Annotated in this window: 15 protein-coding genes; 12 read left to right on the top strand and 3 right to left on the bottom strand. The window is 44.3% G+C overall.

Annotated elements, in window-relative coordinates; genetic code table 11:
- Positions 1–406: 406 nt before the first annotated feature.
- Positions 407–2869, top strand: coding sequence for an acyl-CoA dehydrogenase FadE (fadE, locus tag JV36_RS0118855; RefSeq protein ID WP_032096461.1), 2463 nt, complete (start codon positions 407–409; stop codon positions 2867–2869).
- Between the two features lie 279 nt (positions 2870–3148).
- On the opposite strand, the gene JV36_RS0118850 is transcribed toward fadE, so the two are convergent.
- Entirely contained in the window at positions 3149–3784 is a 636-nt protein-coding gene (locus JV36_RS0118850; protein ID WP_032096462.1) for a response regulator transcription factor, read from the bottom strand.
- Positions 3785–3957: 173 nt separating this feature from the next.
- Here JV36_RS0118850 and cmoA point away from each other — a divergent pair, with 173 nt between their 5' ends.
- From cmoA to JV36_RS0118805, 9 genes are all read left to right on the top strand, one after another.
- Complete coding sequence (cmoA, locus tag JV36_RS0118845) at positions 3958–4689, top strand: carboxy-S-adenosyl-L-methionine synthase CmoA (protein ID WP_032096463.1); 732 nt, start codon at positions 3958–3960, stop codon at positions 4687–4689.
- 107 nt (positions 4690–4796) lie between these two features.
- Entirely contained in the window at positions 4797–5780 is a 984-nt protein-coding gene (gene cmoB, locus JV36_RS0118840; RefSeq protein WP_032096464.1) for a tRNA 5-methoxyuridine(34)/uridine 5-oxyacetic acid(34) synthase CmoB, read from the top strand.
- 95 nt (positions 5781–5875) lie between these two features.
- Positions 5876–6745: a kinase gene (locus tag JV36_RS0118835; RefSeq protein ID WP_032096465.1), complete on the top strand. Its 870-nt coding sequence runs from the start codon at positions 5876–5878 to the stop codon at positions 6743–6745.
- The gene (locus JV36_RS0118830) at positions 6745–7554 is read left to right on the top strand and encodes an HAD-IIB family hydrolase (RefSeq protein ID WP_032096466.1); all 810 of its coding nucleotides are present in this window, start codon (positions 6745–6747) and stop codon (positions 7552–7554) included. Before JV36_RS0118835 ends, JV36_RS0118830 begins: the two co-directional genes overlap by 1 nt.
- Before the next feature lie 12 nt (positions 7555–7566).
- Positions 7567–8793 (top strand): glycosyl transferase, encoded by a 1227-nt coding sequence (locus tag JV36_RS0118825; protein ID WP_032096467.1) that lies wholly within the window; start codon positions 7567–7569, stop codon positions 8791–8793.
- A 1-nt stretch (position 8794) separates the two neighbouring features.
- Entirely contained in the window at positions 8795–10549 is a 1755-nt protein-coding gene (locus JV36_RS0118820; protein WP_032096468.1) for a sugar phosphorylase, read from the top strand.
- 289 nt (positions 10550–10838) lie between these two features.
- Positions 10839–11522 carry a phosphoglycolate phosphatase gene (locus tag JV36_RS0118815; RefSeq protein ID WP_032096469.1) on the top strand — a complete coding sequence of 228 codons (684 nt, stop codon included), beginning with the start codon at positions 10839–10841 and terminating at the stop codon, positions 11520–11522.
- Positions 11523–11807: 285 nt separating this feature from the next.
- Positions 11808–13061: a molybdopterin molybdotransferase MoeA gene (moeA, locus tag JV36_RS0118810; RefSeq protein ID WP_032096470.1), complete on the top strand. Its 1254-nt coding sequence runs from the start codon at positions 11808–11810 to the stop codon at positions 13059–13061.
- Between the two features lie 150 nt (positions 13062–13211).
- Positions 13212–14585, top strand: a complete 1374-nt coding sequence (locus tag JV36_RS0118805) for an MATE family efflux transporter (protein ID WP_032096471.1) — start codon at positions 13212–13214, stop codon at positions 14583–14585.
- Positions 14586–14753: 168 nt separating this feature from the next.
- On the opposite strand, the gene JV36_RS0118800 is transcribed toward JV36_RS0118805, so the two are convergent.
- Positions 14754–15935, bottom strand: a complete 1182-nt coding sequence (locus JV36_RS0118800) for a vWA domain-containing protein (protein ID WP_032096472.1) — start codon at positions 15933–15935, stop codon at positions 14754–14756.
- Complete coding sequence (locus JV36_RS0118795; RefSeq protein WP_032096473.1) at positions 15935–16771, bottom strand: AAA family ATPase; 837 nt, start codon at positions 16769–16771, stop codon at positions 15935–15937. The genes JV36_RS0118800 and JV36_RS0118795 overlap by 1 nt, the downstream gene beginning before the upstream one ends.
- Before the next feature lie 213 nt (positions 16772–16984).
- Here JV36_RS0118795 and cysK point away from each other — a divergent pair, with 213 nt between their 5' ends.
- Together cysK and JV36_RS0118780 are read left to right on the top strand one after the other, a co-directional pair.
- On the top strand, positions 16985–17950 hold the full coding sequence (gene cysK / locus JV36_RS0118790; protein WP_032096474.1) for a cysteine synthase A: 966 nt from the start codon (positions 16985–16987) through the stop codon (positions 17948–17950).
- 290 nt (positions 17951–18240) lie between these two features.
- Positions 18241–18699, top strand: coding sequence for a lipoprotein (locus tag JV36_RS0118780; protein ID WP_032096476.1), 459 nt, complete (start codon positions 18241–18243; stop codon positions 18697–18699).
- Positions 18700–18723: the final 24 nt, after the last annotated feature.

Here is an 18723-nt window from a genome sequence, read left to right as displayed (position 1 = left end):
CTGAATGAACTTTGAATGAGCTTTTTAGCCTACCTCTTTTCCCCCTCCAAAGGCCGCTATCTGCGGCCTTTTTCAATCATTGCGCTCTTATTATCGTAAATTGGACTTTACCAAAGGGGCATAATTAAGGGAGGTATGTCCCTATCGTCGCTGTGGGTTTTGATCTGAATTTTTCAGTAACCGCTATACTTTAATTAACCGCCTATTATTTACGCCGTGATTAGTAGATTATTCATGTAAAAATCTTGATCTTTCGGCCATTAAATAATACGTTTAGGGCATGCTGGTCTGACCTCAAAATGCAGTTTAAAGAACATGGCTTTAGGCAACTAAACACGAATAAGCCAAGCTCCATCGTTCAAAATGTCAGACAAGTGTATTATTCAAGGCCTTTCAGGAGTGATGTATGGCAGATTTTATATGGTTTTTACTGGTCGTTGTGACACTAGCAGTCGCTAGCTATCAGCGCACTAGCTTGGTAACAGCAGTTGCCATGGGTGCAGGCGTCATGGTTTTAGGCACCTTTTTTGGTGACATTGGTCTTATAGGCTGGGTAGTGTATTTAGCACTCACACTCCCTTTCACGCTGTCGAATATTAGACAACAGCACATCTCGAAGAAATTATTGGCATTCTATCGCAAGGTAATGCCTGAAATGTCGAGTACTGAACAAGAAGCTATCGATGCCGGTACTGTTTGGTGGGATGGCGATATATTCAGTGGCAAGCCAGATTGGGACAAGCTACACCGCATCCCTAAAGGCCGTTTAACCGCAGAAGAACAGGCGTTCCTAGACGGACCATGTGAAGAAGTATGTTCTATGGTGGACGAATGGCAAATCAACCATAAAGACGCCGATCTGCCTCCTGAAATTTGGCAGTTCCTTAAAGATCATAAATTCTTCGCTATGATCATTAAGAAAGAATATGGCGGTTTAGATTTCTCGGCATTTGCTCAGTCTCGTGTTTTACAGAAACTGGCAGGTGTTAGTGCTGTCCTTTCAAGTACGGTAGGTGTACCTAACTCATTAGGTCCAGGTGAGCTACTACAGCACTATGGTACTAAAGAGCAGCAAGACCATTATTTACCCAGACTTGCCGCTGGTGACGAAATTCCATGTTTCGCGCTAACGGGTCCAGAGGCGGGCTCAGATGCTGGCGCTATTCCAGACGTTGGTATAGTGTGTAAGGGCGAGTTTAACGGTGAAGAAGTGTTAGGTATGCGCCTTACGTTTAGTAAGCGTTATATCACCCTCGCACCAGTTGCTACGGTTATCGGCCTTGCATTTAAACTGAAAGATCCAGATGGTTTGCTTGGCGATAATGCCGACCCAGGCATTACCTGTGCGCTTATTCCTCGCGATACGAAGGGATTAGAAATTGGTCGTCGTCACTTCCCACTTAATACACCATTTCAAAATGGTCCGGTGAAGGGCAACGATATTTTCGTCCCTATTGACTACATCATCGGTGGGCCTTCAATGGCTGGTCGTGGATGGCGTATGCTGATGGAATGCTTATCTGTTGGTCGTTGTATTACCCTACCTTCTTCTGCTGCAGGTGGTGCTAAATCAGTATCGCTTGCTACAGGTGCTTATGCGCGAATTCGTCGCCAGTTCCGTATGCCAGTTGGTCATATGGAAGGCGTTGAAGAGATGCTAGCACGCATTGGTGGTAATGCTTACCTGATGGACGGCGTAACCCGCTTTTCTACGGTGGGTGTAGACCTTGGCGAAAAGCCTTCTGTTATCTCAGCGATATGTAAATACCATTTGACGGAAAAAATGCGTCAAGTCATGGACGATTCCATGGACGTTCATGGTGGTAAAGGCGTTATGCTTGGCCCCAATAACTACCTAGGTCGTGGGTATCAAGGTGTTCCAATTTCAATCACCGTTGAGGGCGCTAATATTCTTACCCGCAACATGATGATATTCGGCCAAGGCGCAATGCGCTGTCATCCATTTGTGTTGAAAGAACTTCAAGCTGCTGCAATTGAAGATAAGAAAGACGCACTTGTTGCTTTCGACAAAGCCGTATTTGGTCACATTGGTTTTGCGGTAGCAAATACTGTTCGCAGTATTTGGTTCTCGCTAACGAATGGAGCATTCAGCAGTGCCCCATTTACCGACGAAACAGCACGCTATTACAAACTAATGCAAGGTTACAGTGCAAACTTAGCGCTACTAACAGATGTGTCTATGGGTGTACTGGGTGGCGATCTTAAACGTCGCGAACGTTTGTCTGCTCGTTTGGGTGATATTCTAAGCGGTATCTATATGGGCAGCACAACGCTGAAGCGCTTCGATGAAGACGGTCGTTTAAAGGAAGACCTCCCTCTTCTACATTGGGCAATGCAAAACACATTGCACGATATAGAAACAGCTATCGAAGACTTCCTTGCTAACTTCCCTAACAGAGCCATTGCAGTAGCGTTACGCGTAATGGTGCTTCCTGTGGGACGTCGTGTTGGTAAACCTTCAGATAAAACTGAACATGCGATTGCTAAAATGCTTCAGACGCCGTCATCAGCACGTAGCCGTCTAGGTTATGGTCAATACCTAAGCCGTGAAGACGGTAGCCTGTTCGGCGACCTTGAGCAAACGCTTGATGATGTGTTACTAAGCGAGCCTGTGTTTGACCGCATTTGTAAGCATAAGAAAGCAAAACTTCCATTTACTCGTTTGGACGTGTTAGCAGATGAAGCCTTAGCTGAAGGTATAATTGATAAAGCTGAAGCTGAGTTACTGCACAAAACGGAAGCCGGAAGACTGCGCACTATTAACGTTGACGACTTTGACCACGAAGAACTTGTGGCTAAGATAAATTCAACAAGTGCCGCGAAGAAACGAAGCGGCAAGGCTGCCTAGCCTATTGCTTTAGCTATTGCTTTAGGTACTTCTTTTTAAAAACAAGGCCGCTACTACAGCGGCCTTTTTTATCTCTGTGTTTTAATACCTGTCCCTTACCTAAGACATACAAATGAGGCATAAAGTTTTAAGCATAAAGCGAGAGGCATAAAAAAACCGAACGTAAAGTTCGGTTCTTTTTAAATTGCTTCGCTAGTGGGCTCACGCCAAATTGGCTTTGTTCTCATTTTACTTTAAGCACTAGCCGCGCACTTTTTAGCTCAAGTGCTAGCTCTTATATTAGCTAAGCTGAAGTTTATCCATTAATAACACCGCTTGAGTACGAGTATTAATCTCTAACTTGCGAAGTATTGCACTTATGTGCGCTTTAATAGTGGCTTCAGTCACGTTCATCTCATGAGCGATTTGCTTATTCATAAGACCTGCACGCAAGTATGAGAGTACTTGAATTTGCTTAGGCGTTAATTCTCTGAATCTTTGCAGCAATACTTTAAGCTCATCATCCACTTTTTCAAGTTGCTCACCTACGCCAGCAGGTAGCCACTTTTTGCCAGCAATCATATCGACAATAGCTTGCGCAATTTCTCGTGTTGCAGATACTTTAGGAATAAAGCCCTGAGCACCTAAACTCATAACTTGAGCAACAACTTCAACACCGTCGCTACCAGAAATGACACCAACTGGGATATTCGGGTATTGCTCTCTCAGCGTAATTAACCCATTGAAGTATTCGCCACCAGGCATATTCAAATCGAGAAGTACAAGCTTGATATCATCATATTCGCTAAGTCTGTCTTGGGCAGTCTCTAAGCTTTCCGCTTCGACGATTTGAGCATTTTCGAAATAAGGGGTAAGCGCACCACTCAATGCTTCTCGAAACAACGGATGATCGTCTGCAATTAAGATTCTAGTCATTAACGTACTACGTCCTTTTTATAATATGGGTATAGATTAATACTTTAGGCTAGTTACTAAAACCCCTTAACCGCAAAAAACCTGTAAATTCAGTATATATTTTACGTTTTGGTTTGGCATTTCCGTTTCAAACGGTAAAATTGAACGTCCAGATTCAAAACCAAGAGAAATACGTGAAGAAACACGACAACATTTTTGCCGCCCCGCTGAACAAAGTCACCGACTTTAAATTTGATGAGTCAGTGGTTGATGTGTTTCCAGATATGATTCAACGCTCGGTGCCGGGCTATGAATCTATTATTTATGCTATTGGTGAACTTGCTGCAATGAAAGTAACCGATGGTAGCCGTGTTTATGACTTGGGCTGCTCTCTTGGCGCTGCAAGTTTATCGGTGGCAAGAGCAACAGAAAAGAAGTCCTGTGAAATTATCGGCATTGATAGCTCTGAGGCAATGGTTGACCGCTGCAAGCGGATTGTACAAACCTTTTCATTGCCAAATCCTGTTAGGGTTGAACAAGGAATGGCCCAGGACATTCAGATAGATAATGCATCTATGGTGATAATGAATTTCACTTTGCAATTTATTCCCCCTGCGGATAGGAAGAGTCTGCTTAAACGAATTTTTGACGGCTTGAATCCTGGGGGCATACTGGTTCTTTCTGAAAAAATTCGCCACCCTTCAGTGGCTGGGAATGAGCTATTGATCGACTTACATCATCAATTCAAGCGCAATAATGGCTACAGCGAGTTAGAAGTCAGTCAAAAACGTGCCTCGCTAGAAAAGGTCATGTTGACCGATACGTATGCAGAGCACGAGCAAAGGCTAAGCAATGCTGGCTTTGATGAAGTAGTGATGTGGTTTAAGTGCTACAACTTCACGTCTATTGTTGCCATTAAGCGATAGGTGTACAGCCTTAAGTTACTTGCACCACTTTATTGGCACTCACCATTTCTTTTAGCTACACATGGCGTTATCAACGTTTAATACATTAAGAGCACAACGAGAACACAATGAGCAAATTAGCGCAGACTTGGTTTAACGACTGCTATAAATCTCTGTTAGATAGCCCTCTTTCAGCGTGGCTTCAAACACTTCCTTCACAGCTCAACACCTGGCAGCAACACAATAAACATGGTGAGTTCGATAAGTGGTGCCGCCTTCTTGCAAAGTTGCCGCAGACACCACCCAGTGCTATCGACTTGAACAGCAGTGTTACTATAGGTAATGCTGCTGATATTAATGAATACACCCAAAAGCAAATCAGCGGATTAATGAAACAATTTATGCCGTGGCGTAAAGGCCCTTTTTTCGTACACGATATTCATATTGATACGGAATGGCGCTCTGATTGGAAGTGGGATCGCGTGGTACCTCATATCGCGCCACTTAAAAACCGACACGTGCTCGATGTGGGATGTGGCAGTGGCTATCACATGTGGAGAATGCTGGGCGAAGACGCATCCGGTGTTTATGGTATCGACCCCACACAGCTGTTTCTAATTCAGTTTCAAGCCATTAAGCATTTTATTGGACAACGAAATATTCATTTTTTACCCCTTGGCATTGAAGATATGCAACCGCTTAACGCTTTCGACACTGTGTTTTCAATGGGAGTCCTCTATCACCGCAAAGACCCCATGCAGTTTCTTACTCAATTGAAAGACCAGCTGCGCAAGGGCGGTGAATTAGTGTTAGAAACCCTCGTTGTTGATGGTGATGAAACCACAGTACTTATGGCAGGTGAGCGCTACGCACAAATGCGCAATGTTTGGTTTCTTCCCAGTGCGAAAGCACTGATGGTGTGGCTGGAGCGCCTTGGATTTGAAAATATACGTGTGGTGGATATCAACCACACTACCCTTGATGAACAGCGCTCTACGGAATGGATGGAAACTCAGTCATTGAAAGATTTTCTCAATCCGGCAGATATTACCCGCACCATCGAGGGCTACCCTGCACCACAACGAGCCGTTATCGTCGCTAACAAAAAGTAATTGCGCTCATCTTGAAGTTAATCGCTTTGTTGGCATAGATGTTGTAACCCTAATCAGCTATGGAGTGCTAATTCTGTATTGATTAGGGTGACAACATGGATATACATGGCTTTTTAACAGCCCATCATCTGCCAAGTAGTTACGCAGACACTGCACAAATGTGGTTCATCCCACTCTGTGAACAGTTACTAAAGCACCAAAAAAGTGCAAAAAAACCATTCATTGTGGGTATTAATGGTTGCCAAGGCTCTGGAAAGTCTACACTCACAAGTTTTATAGAAACCTTTTTGAAATCTGAGCACGACATGCGTGTGGTCTCTCTTTCAATCGATGATTTTTATCTCGATAAAAACCACCGGAACGCCCTTGCCATAAAGGTACACCCGCTATTAAAGACTCGCGGCGTACCGGGCACCCATAACATATCATTGGCTCTCGATACGTTTTCTATGCTTGAAAAAGGCGAACGTACACAGCTCCCACGGTTTGATAAATCCACAGATAACCCCTTCCCGACATCTCAGTGGCCGGTAATGGACGCTGTTCCTGACGTCATTATTTTAGAAGGCTGGTGCGTGGGCGTCTCGCCACAAGAATCGTCAGCGTTAACACACCCTGTTAATGAGCTAGAAAGCGAGGAAGATTCACTGTGTACATGGCGCTCTTTTGTTAACAGCGAATTAGGCAATCAATATCAAACACTTTTTAACAAGATAGATTATAGTTTAATGCTAGCGGCGCCCTCCTTCGACAGCGTTCTACATTGGCGTTTAGAGCAAGAGCATAAGCTTGCTAAAACGTCTAAAGGTGAAAAAGCTGGCGTAATGAACGATGAGGAGGTTGCTCGTTTTATTGAACACTATCAGCGCCTTACTGAGCATGCACTCAGTACGCTTCCTCAGCAATGCGATACCGTATTCTATTTAGACGAACACAGAAACATCACACAACAGGATTTGAAGTAATGACAAAAACGCTTGTTTTCACCGATATGGATGGCACGCTGTTAGACCATCATACTTACTCTTTTGAGGCGGCGAAACCGGCTTTAACCGCATTGGACAAAAAGCAGATCCCCGTTATTCCAACCACCAGCAAAACCTTTGCAGAACTTCAGCCTCTTAGAGAAAAAATAGATTTAACGGGCCCCTTTATCATTGAAAATGGCGCTGCCATTTTTATTCCACACGGTTTTTTTAAACAAAAGCCGTCTGGCACAGTGTGGGTAGACGGATATTGGTGTAAGGCGTTTATATCGAGCAAAAACCACTGGATTAAGCTGTTGGAAAAAATAAGCGGTGACTTTGAAGGCAGCTACAAACAGTTTTCCAAAATGTCCATTGAAGAAATCCAAGACAGTACCGGGTTAGATGAATACTCAGCCTCTCTTGCTGCTAAGCGTCAGTTTGGCGAGCCCATTTTGTGGCAAGGAAGTGATGATGATAAACAAAAGTTTCTCAAAGCAGTATCAAACAGAGGTGCGTATCCTCTGGAAGGTGGACGATTTATCCACGTTTCCGGCAACTGCGATAAAGGCCAAGCGCTAACGTGGCTGGCAAAAGAATACCAAAGACAAAATGGTGTTTGCGTACAAACCGTAGCCCTTGGAGACGGAAATAACGATATTGCCATGCTAGAAGCGGCAGATGTCTCAATACGAATTTTATCACCGGTAAATCCTCCGCCAACAGTAAAAAAAGAAGAGGTATATACCAGCACCCTTAACGGTCCAGAAGGTTGGACTGAAATGCTTACTCAATTGCTATCTCTATAATCAGGAGCACACATGGCTGATTTTTATCAAAACGGTGTTATTACTACATTACACAACTTATCGCGCAGACCTACGGAAGACCTAGAGGCTGAGCTATTACAATTCTCCAAAAAGCGCCCCATGGCGTTAATTTTGCCCTCTTTGTTTTCTGAACTTGAAGGTGACGCATTACCTCATATTATTGGTGAGCTTACATCGGTTCCCTATTTGGCCGAGGTTGTTATCGGATTAGACAGAGCCAACGAAGAGCAATATAAACACGCACTTAAATTTTTCGGTAAATTACCACAGCACCACCGAGTGTTATGGAATGATGGTCCGCGCCTAAAGGCCCTAGACGAAGAGTTGCAAGCGCAGGGTTTAGCCCCAAAAGAAATGGGTAAAGGCAGAAACGTTTGGTACTGCATGGGTTACATACTGGCTTCAAACCGCGCTGAATCTGTGGCGCTTCACGACTGCGATATTGTGACCTATGAAAAAGACTTACTTGCCAAGCTAATTTATCCCGTTGCGAATCCCAATTTTAACTACGAGTTCTGTAAAGGGTTTTACGCCCGTGTTGCAAACGGTAAAATTAACGGTCGTGTTTCTCGCTTGCTGGTAACGCCTCTGCTTAGAGCCCTTAAACGCATTATGGGCGACAATGAATACCTTGAGTTTATGGATAGCTTTCGTTATCCACTAGCGGGAGAGTTTTCATTCAGACGTGACGTGTTAAACGACATTCGCATTCCGAGCGACTGGGGACTAGAGATTGGTGTGTTGTCTGAGATGCATCGCAACTATTCCCATAACCGTCTATGCCAGGCCGACATCTGCGATATTTACGATCACAAGCACCAAGATTTATCATTGAACAATGATGAAGGTGGCTTATCTAAAATGTCTATCGACATCACGAAAGCGATTTTCAGAAAGCTGGCCACTCAGGGCTATACATTTAGCAACGAGATGTTCCGCTCAATTAAGGCGACGTATTTTAGGATTGCACTCGACTTTATCGAAACCTACCACAACGACGCGGTAATGAACGGTTTAACTCTAGACATTCACAGCGAAGAAAAAGCGGTAGAAATGTTTGCCAGTAATATCATGAAAGCGGGTCAAAACTTCTTAGAAAACCCGATGGAAACGCCGTTTATTCCAAGTTGGAACCGAGTAACTAGTGCGGTACCTGACATTTTAGAACGCCTACTTGAAGCGGTAGAAGCAGACACCGCCGAATATATGGAGAAATAATATGGCATGGGAACCTCTCTATGACAAAGTAAAGCACCATTTAGAGACTATCTATGCCGATGTTTCGTTAGACGTGTCCTATGACACGCTAACGGAGCAGCTGCTAGCCGCTATCGGCATAGCATCGAGCGAAGACATTGCTTCGCCTCAATCTCACCACAACTATTGGGATGAAGAAGATATTATCATGATCACCTACGGTGATAGCGTTATTCGTGATAACGAAAAACCATTGGTAACCTTGAATAACTTCTTACATCAATATTGCAAAAACACGATCAACAATGTGCATATATTGCCGTTCTTCCCCTATAGCTCCGATGATGGATTTTCAGTCATTGATTACTCAACAGTGAATGAGTCGTTAGGCTCGTGGGCCGACATAGAAGCCATAGCGAAAGACTATGGGCTGATGACAGATTTGGTAATAAACCATTGCTCGGCGAGAAGCGTGTGGTTTGATAACTTTATAAAAAGCGAAGGACCCGGTTCAGATTTTTTCTTTACCGCTGATCCGCAAGATGACCTTTCCATGGTAACGAGGCCTCGTGTGTCACCGTTACTGCGAGAAACGGAAACCGCCGAGGGCACTAAGCACGTGTGGTGCACCTTCAGTCATGATCAGGTCGATTTTGATTTTAGAAATCCAAAGGTGCTGCTGGCATTTGTGGACATTATCAAACTGTATATTGATAAAGGCACCAAGCTTTTCCGCCTAGATGCGGTGGCATTTTTGTGGAAAATTGTCGGTTCAAACAGCATCAATCTGTTTCAAACCCACGAAGTTGTGCGTTTACTGAGAACGCTGATTGAGCATGTTGATCCTTCTATTATAATCATCACAGAAACCAACATTCCGAATCGAGAAAATTTAACGTATTTCGGCAATGCAAACGAAGCACATGCCATTTATAACTTCTCTCTACCACCGCTTCTGGTTAACACGTTAGTGACCGGCGACTGTACCTATTTAAAAAGCTGGATGATGAGTATGCCACCCGCGCAAAACGGCACGGCCTATTTTAATTTCATTGCATCTCATGATGGTATTGGACTGCGTCCCGCAGAGGGGCTGCTAGACGATGAAGAAATATCCGAATTGGTTCACACCATGCAGAACTTTGGGGGTAAGATTTCTTGGCGTGCGTCTGAGCATGGGAAGCAAAAACCTTATGAAATTAATATTACCCTGTTCGACGCATTACAAGGCACCACTAAAGGGCCAGACCGGTTCCAAGTAGACCGCTTTATCTGTGCCCACTCAATTATGCTAGGCATGGAAGGTATTCCCGGGCTGTATATTCATAGTTTATTGGGCACCTCCAACGACTATGAAAAAGTGGCAAATACAGGACAAAATCGAAGTATTAACCGTCGTCGCTGGAATATTGATGAATTAGAGGCTTTGCTTGATTCGCCCTTCTCTCAACATCACAAAGTGTTAACCCGGGTGTCTCAGCTTATCCTTATAAGAAAGGCGCAACCGGCGTTTCACCCCAACGCAACTCAGTTCACACTGCAGTTGGGTAATGAAATATTTGGGTATTGGCGACAAAGTCTTGATAGAAAGCAAAGTATTTTCTGCGTGAATAATATTTGCGATGAAGAAAAAACCATTTTGCTATCAGATATTAATCTAATCGGCACCGACAACTGGATAGACTTGGTAACACGTGATGAAATTTGTCTTTCAAGCGGCTTTATTCAATTGAAGCCCTACCAGACACTGTGGATTAGTAACCAAGACTTTGAATAGTGTGTATCAGTAAGGCTGCTGACACGTTTGAGACTGTGGCCTAAGTGCCCTATTCGAAAAAACCGAGAGAGCAGCCCCAAATAACAATTAAGAAAACAGTCGAGGTAAAAGCTAGGAAAACAGCCATAACAAGTGCCGAAACCTTTGACGAAAGCAGGTTTCGGCTCACTTGGCTCCAAGTACTAAAAGCAAACTGTCGATGTGGGCAAGTATCCTTCGACATAGCCCTGGACATAAACAGTAGCCCTAAACATAGACAGTAGTCTTAAACAGAAATGAACAGTATTTTATGCAACCTATAACCACTTTTATATTTGATTTAGACGGTACACTTGTTGATTCAGTCCCCGACCTTGCGAGCGCATTAAACAATGCACTTAACGATGTGGGTATGGCAACGTTTAGTGAGTCCACAATTAGAAATTGGGTAGGTAATGGTGCAAGAGTGCTGGTTGAGCGAGGACTATCTGGCAATACCGATGCTAACACGCAGCAGTGCAAGTCTATAAGCAACGAGTTAATCGACCATACCTTTCAGCGTTTTTTATATCATTACGATTTAAACGTGTGTCGCGCTTCTACTCTCTACCCTCATGTTTATGACACACTCAGTGCCCTTTCACGTAAAGGCTATACGCTGGCACTAGTCACTAATAAGCCCAAAAAGTTTATCGCCCCCATTGTAGAAGCGTTCAAGGTTGAATCTTTTTTCTCTCTCTTTATTGGTGGTGATTCTTTAAAGGAAAAAAAACCTTCCCCCTTGCCTTTGAATCATGTTTGTAAAACCCTGAACGTCAAAGCGAATGAATGCGTTATGGTAGGCGATTCGAAAAACGATATTTTAGCGGCAAATGCTGCAAGCATGCGAAGTGTTGGACTTACCTATGGGTATAACTACGGCGAAGATATTGGTGCACACAACCCTGATTGGGTATTCGATGATTTTAGTCGTATCGCTTCAATTACTCCTTAGCACTACTCCCTTACACCATCAGCCCTATAGCTTCAAACCTATACAAATGGCGTCCAATAGAGCACTTAGTCTAAACAGTGCTTCCAACTAGTCACTCTTCACCCTCAATTTTAGTTAAGACTCTCAATAAAGGTTAAACACTATCGCATTTACCTTTGGTGAATAGCGTGCTTTTTCTGTAGTATTCCCCGTCTATTTTTCTCGTTGTTAATTTTGTCCTCGTCTCTATTTGGCCAAGAGTTAACAACCTCATGCCACGGTTAAAACACGCAGGGAGTTATCAAAATGTCATCTAGCTGGCTTTCACTGGAAGAGGCGCTCTCAAAGGCGTTGGCAGCGACACATGTGGTTTCTGACATTGAAACAATAAGCTTATTTAGTGCACATCGTCGTGTAGTGGCACAAGACATTGTCGCTTTGCTAGATGTGCCGCCCTGGGATAACTCTGCGATGGACGGGTTTGCGATTAATGCAAAATCATACACTCAAGGCCAAGCGCTTACCGTTCAAGGTATCATTCCGGCTGGAGAAAAGGCTTCTACTCCCCTATCCGCTGGTCATGCTTACAAAATTATGACTGGCGCGCCTATTCCGGACGGCGCTAACGCCGTGGTAATGATTGAAAACTGTGACAGTGATAATAATGGAAACGTGATCATTAACGACACGCCCACACAAGGACAAAATATACGCGCTAAAGCGAATGATATTGCTCAAGGGCAAGTACTGATAAAAAAGGGCACTCAGCTACGAGCAGAGCACCTCATGCTGCTCTCCTCACAAGGCCTCGACGAGGTGGTGGTTTATCGAAAATTACGAGTTGGTATCGTTGCCACTGGCAACGAACTAGCGGCCCCTGGAGAGTCGCGTAGCGACACGCAAATTTACGAGTCGAACCGTGTTGGCATAAGCGCTATTCTAAGTGACGAAAATGTGGAGGTTGTCGATTTCGGCATAGTTGAAGATGATAAAGCATCCCTGACTAGGTTGTTTAATCAAGCGGCATCGAATACTGCAGGAACTAACACAAAAACTAGCGCAGACAACAACGTCGATATCATGGTGAGCAGCGGCGGTGTATCCGTTGGCGATGCTGATTATGTTAAAGATGTTATAGAGGCCATGGGCCACATCGAGTTTTGGAAAATTGCCGTTAAGCCTGGAAAACCTTTTGCACTCGGTAGACTTAACAATACCGTATTTTGTGGGCTTCCAGGTAACCCTGTTTCCTCGTTTGTGACCGCTAAGCTCCTTGTACTTCCCATCATCAGTAAAATGCAGGGACGACAAGATGGTCACACTGCGCTCACGGTAACGGCCACGCTGACAAAAGACATTAAGCGTCGTGCTGGGCGTCGAGATTACCAGCGAGCCACGATGAGTTACGACGACAATGGCAACTTAGTGGTCACGCCATTTAAAACACAAAGCTCAGGCGTGATGACATCGATCACATCCGCCAATTGCTTTATGATCATCCATGAAGATATAAGCACGTTAGCTATTGGCGATACGGTGCCGGTGATGCCATTTACCTAATGCGCTAAAGCCTTGCCTGTTGAGCCTCGCATGTTGAGCCTTGCCTATTGAGCTATGCCTTTTGCTTTTTACTTTTAAGACAATCCTGTTTAGACATGATCTTTTAAAAAACATTTTAGTCTGAATTTTTTACCGTGAGAATAAACATCTGTGAATAGAAAACGCTTTATTATTGAAGCTAGAGACGTATTAAAGTTAGCCTGGCCGTTGCTGATTGCCCAAATTACGCAAATGCTCATGGGTGTGAGTGACACCATTATGGCAGGACGCTACAGCGCGACTGACATGGCTGCAGTGGCGTTAGGTTTTAGTATTACCATACCCCTTCTTTGCTTCATTCAGGGTATTGCCCTTGCCTTACCGCCTATCATATCAAGACTACACGGCAACAAGAATATTGCTGGTATTGCTGATGCCAGTCAGCAGGCTGGTTACTTAGTGTTGTTTGTAGGCTTAGTCATCGCCGCGTTTATTCCCTTTACTGAAAGCATCGTATCGTTATTTCCAATGGCACCAGAGCTTCACAGCATAACCGTGGACTACGTTATCTATGTATTTCTTGCCATGCCTGGCTTTGCCATCTATCAATGGTTGAGGAATTATTGTGAAGGACTAGGTAAAACAAAGCCCACCATGATCATTACCGTCATTGGCTTGATGGCAAACATTGTAGGCAATTATTTATTCATTTATGGCGTTGGCCCATTACCTGCCATGGGTGGTGCTGGCTGCGGGGTTGCTACTGCGCTGGTTATTTACACCATGCTAATTGCCACCTTTATCTACGTTCGATTTGCACCTGCTCTGCGAAAATACGACCTGTTCAATCAATGGTATCGTCCAAACTTAAAAACCATTGGTCGAACCTTCGCTTTGGGCCTTCCTATTGCAATGACAATCCTGTTTGAAGTAACGCTGTTTTCTGCCGTTGCCCTACTTCTTGCGCCGTTTGGTGCAACAGTCGTCGCTGCACACCAAGTCGCCCTCAACTTTTCAGCACTGATGTTTATGTTTCCGATGAGTATAGGTATGGCCGTGGCCATTCGCATTGGCTACCGTATTGGGCAAAAGAACCCTCGACAAGCAAAAATAGCAGCGCGAAGTGCCATTTTGATTGGATTTGTTACTTCTGCATGTACCGCCACTTTCACCCTCGTGGCTAAAGGTTTCATTATCAGCTTATACACAAGCGACGGCGAGGTTTACGCCATTGCCAACGCTCTACTTATCTATGCGGCGCTTTTCCAGCTCTCAGACGCTGTACAGGTAATATCGGCCAATGCGCTGCGAGGATATAAAGACACCACGGCAATGTTTATCATCACCTTTGTGTCATATTGGCTTATCGGGCTTCCCACCGGCATTATTTTGGGAAGAACCTCATGGCTGACTAACGAGCCAATGGCTGCAGCTGGTTTTTGGATTGGGTTTATCGTTGGTTTAAGTGCCGCCGCAGTATTACTGGGAGCTAGGCTGCTTTATATTCAGCGTTCCACCAATGTGCTTATCGAACAACCTGCGTAAAGGCTTTGCCACCGGGCCCTTTTTTTTCAAAGCATTAAAAAGGGCCTGGCTTCTCGGGTTTACAGCGCTCTTTAGACGGACCTACTGCTATTAGCCACTGGTGCTATTAGTTAATGACCGTATAAGCATAAGCCGTACGAGCTAATAGCCGTATTAACCGCTGGCGTATTAGCGAGTGCGACTCAGTCCTTTGATGGCCTCGGTAAGCCCTTCTAGCGTCAACCCATACATTTTGTCTTCCATAATTTCACGCATAATTTTGATAGACGAGTAATAAGGCCAATAATTTTCAGCCTGAGGATTGAGCCACACCGCGTTACTGAAGTGATTTAACAGCCTTTGCATCCATGCACTGCCTGGCTCTTCATTCCAGTGCTCTACACTGCCGCCAGGATAGGTGATTTCATATGGCCCCATAGTGGCATCCCCTACAAAAATCACTTTATAATCTTTGCCGTATCGATGAATAATATCCCATATTGAGATCCGTTCTTTATTACGGCGCAAATTATCCTTCCACACTTCTTCATACACGCAGTTATGAAAATAAAAGTATTCTAAGTACTTAAATTCAGACTGCACCGCTGAAAACAGCTCTTGAGTGGTTTTCACATGAGGGTCCATAGAGCCTCCCACATCGAAAAACATCAACACTTTAACTGCATTGTGTCTCTCAGGTGCCATATGAATATCCAGCATGCCACCCTTTCTCGCGGTTTCACCAATGGTCGTTCTTACATCAAGTTCTTCACTCGCACCCGTGCGGGCAAATTTGCGCAGCTTTCGAAGGGCAACCTTAATGTTTCGCGTGCCGAGCTCTACATCGGACGACAGATTTTTGAATTCCCGTTTGTCCCATACCTTAGCTGCAGAGAACTTGCGATTGCCCTTTTGACCAATGCGAACGCCCTCAGGGTTATCGCCATAAGCGCCAAAGGGTGAGGTACCGCCCGTGCCTACCCATTTGTTGCCACCTTGGTGACGCTTCTCTTGCTCTTCTAAACGTTTTTTAAGGGTTTCCATGAGCTCATCAAGACCACCAGCTTGCCTGAGGGCCTCGCGCTCTTCAGCACTTAGGTTCTTTTCAAGCTCTTTGCGTAACCATTCCTCAGGGATCTCTTTACCGAATAAGTCAATTGACTCGACACCTTCAAAATAATTAGCAAAAGCTCGGTCGAACTTATCGTACTGAGTTTCATCTTTTACCATGATGGTGCGCGACAAACTGTAGAACGCTTCAATATCGGCATACACCACGTGCTTTTCCATTGCTCTGAGTAAATCAAGCAACTCGCGAAGGGTTGTTTTAACCTGATATTTTCGTAGCGTGAAAAAAAACTGAATAAGCATTAGCGTCTCGCCATAAAGGCCAGTTTTTCAAACAGGTGGATATCTTGCTCATTCTTCAGCAGTGCACCATAAAGTGGTGGGATAGATGCTTTCCCATCTTTATTGTGCAGGGCCTCTGGTGGAATATCCTCAGCGACCAGCAACTTAAGCCAGTCAATTAACTCAGAGGTCGATGGCTTTTTCTTAAGCCCTGGCACATCGCGTAAATTGAAAAATGCACCTAATGCCTCGCTCAGCAAGTTCTTTTTAAGATCAGGGAAGTGAACATTAACAATCTCTTCCATATCTTCAGGTGTTGGAAATTGAATATAGTGGAAGAAGCAGCGACGCAAGAAAGCGTCGGGCAATTCTTTCTCATTATTGGACGTGATAATAACGATGGGACGCTGAGCGGCGACAACGCGCTCTTGAGTCTCGTACACATAGAATTCCATTTTATCGAGTTCGAGCAATAAGTCGTTTGGAAACTCGATATCGGCTTTGTCTATCTCATCAATGAGCAGTACTGGGCGTTTTTCAGCGGTAAACGCTTCCCAAAGCTTTCCTTTAACAATATAGTTTTTAATATCGTGAACACGATCGTCGCCAAGCTGTGAATCACGAAGACGGGAAACCGCATCGTATTCGTACAGTCCTTGCTGAGCTTTAGTCGTCGATTTGATATGCCATTGGATAAGCTCAGTGCCTAAACTTTCAGCGAGCTCTTCAGCAAGCATTGTTTTACCGGTACCTGGCTCGCCCTTGATTAATAAGGGGCGCTCTAGAGTAATCGCTGCGTTTACCGCAAGCTGTAAGTCTTTGGTTGCGATGTAATTAGACGTGCCACTAAAAGCCATTCTTCTTATACTCCGTTTAATTCTTCGTCTTCATGTAATTTAACAATAACATATAGCTAAAAAACACTTTGCATTTTTACGTTTGGGGCCAATGATATAGGGGTATAAAGAAATCCCCAAATTCAGGCTATGAATTATTAACTATTAAAAAGGTCGTACAGATCACGACTGTTGGGATTTGCTTGCGAATCAAGAACGAGTTAAGGATTAGAAATGAACGTATTTGACGACAATTCTCTTGCGATTGGCCGTACGCCATTAGTGAAATTAAATCGCGTTACCTCTGGTAACGTATACGCAAAAATAGAATCTCGTAACCCAAGCTTCAGCGTTAAGTGCCGTATTGGTGCAAACATGGTATGGGATGCGGAAGAACGCGGTGTACTGACCAAAGGCAAAGAGATTGTAGAGCCTACAAGTGGTAATACAGGTATTGCCCTAGCGTTTGTTGCGGCTTCACGAGGCTATAAGATAACGCTAACCATGCCAAGCAGCATGAGTTTAGAGCGTCGCAAGTTGCTTAAAGCATTAGGCGCAAACCTAGTGCTTACCGAAGCGCCAAAAGGCATGAAAGGGGCTGTTGCCGCTGCACAAGAAATTGTTAACTCAGATCCTGACAAGTACGTGTTATTGCAGCAGTTCGACAACCCGGCAAACCCAGCTATCCATGAAAAAACCACGGGGCCTGAAATTTGGGAAGACACCGATGGTAAAGTTGATGCTTTCGTCGCTGGCGTAGGTACAGGCGGTACCATTACCGGTGTAAGTCGTTACCTTAAAAAAACCAAAGGTAAAGCCATTACCTCTGTTGCGGTTGAGCCAACTGACTCTCCTGTTATCACCCAAGCACTTGCGGGTGAAGAGTTAACGCCAGGCCCACATAAAATTCAGGGTATTGGTGCAGGATTCATCCCAGGCAACCTTGACCTAGATCTTATCGACGAAGTAGAGCAAGTCTCAAACGAAGATTGTATGGATATGGCGCGCAAGCTAATGACCGACGAAGGCATATTAGCGGGTATTTCTTCTGGTGCGGCGGTTGTTGCAGCAAAGCGTTTTGCTGAACGTCCAGAAAATAAAGACAAGATTGTTGTCGTGCTTTTAGCCAGCGCAACTGAGCGTTACTTAAGTAGCCCAATGTTTGCCGGAGCCTTCGACGATCAAGAAGAAGTGCAATAATAGACAAAGCTTCTGCTACTTAACAACGCAGAGTGTCGCTAAGGCCAACGGATTTTAGCGATTAACATGTTTGAGTATAAAAAACATGCGGCATGAAGAAAGATAGAGCAGTCTCTATCATTGAAAACAAGAGCGAGAAACTTATTCCAGTTTCTCGCTTTTTTTGTCTTTGCATTTCGTTTAGCAGCAACATTTTTGGTATTCTTGCAGACAAAGATAGTGGGAAGATTAAAACACGCGCAAAATAGCGCGCTCTGCCCGTTAAGAAAAACGCTCAGGAGTATGAAAGAATGAACGCTCATAAGTTGTATATCGTGTTCTGGCTAACCGCTTTGCTAGTGCTTAGTGCATGTGGTGAGAAAGAAAAGGGAATTGGGCGCTATGGCATGCTGGATGAAAGTACACCTGAATACACTGCCGTTGCCTTTTTAAATAGCGTATATGAAGATGACAATCTAGATAAAGCCATTTCATTATCTAGTGAAAAGATGACTCGCATACTTAAACGTTACCACACCAATAGAAACGTTCAGCGACATCTTCTCAATTTAAAATACGACACAGTAATCGTAACACCTCAAACATCTGGCAGCTTAGGCAGAACCGAGTTTGCGGAGAAATCTACCATTACCGTCTTTTTAAGCGGTATGTATGGCGATGATAAAATCGAGAAATTACGCAGCTTAGACCTTATAAAAGAAGACGGTGACTGGAAGATTAATAAGATTCATCCCGATACCTACCTGTGAACAATATCTAAGCAGCCAGAGTAA

Source organism: Alteromonas sp. LOR (assembly GCF_000753865.1).
Classification (GTDB): domain Bacteria; phylum Pseudomonadota; class Gammaproteobacteria; order Enterobacterales; family Alteromonadaceae; genus Alteromonas.
This window is presented reverse-complemented; position numbering and strand designations above follow the sequence as displayed.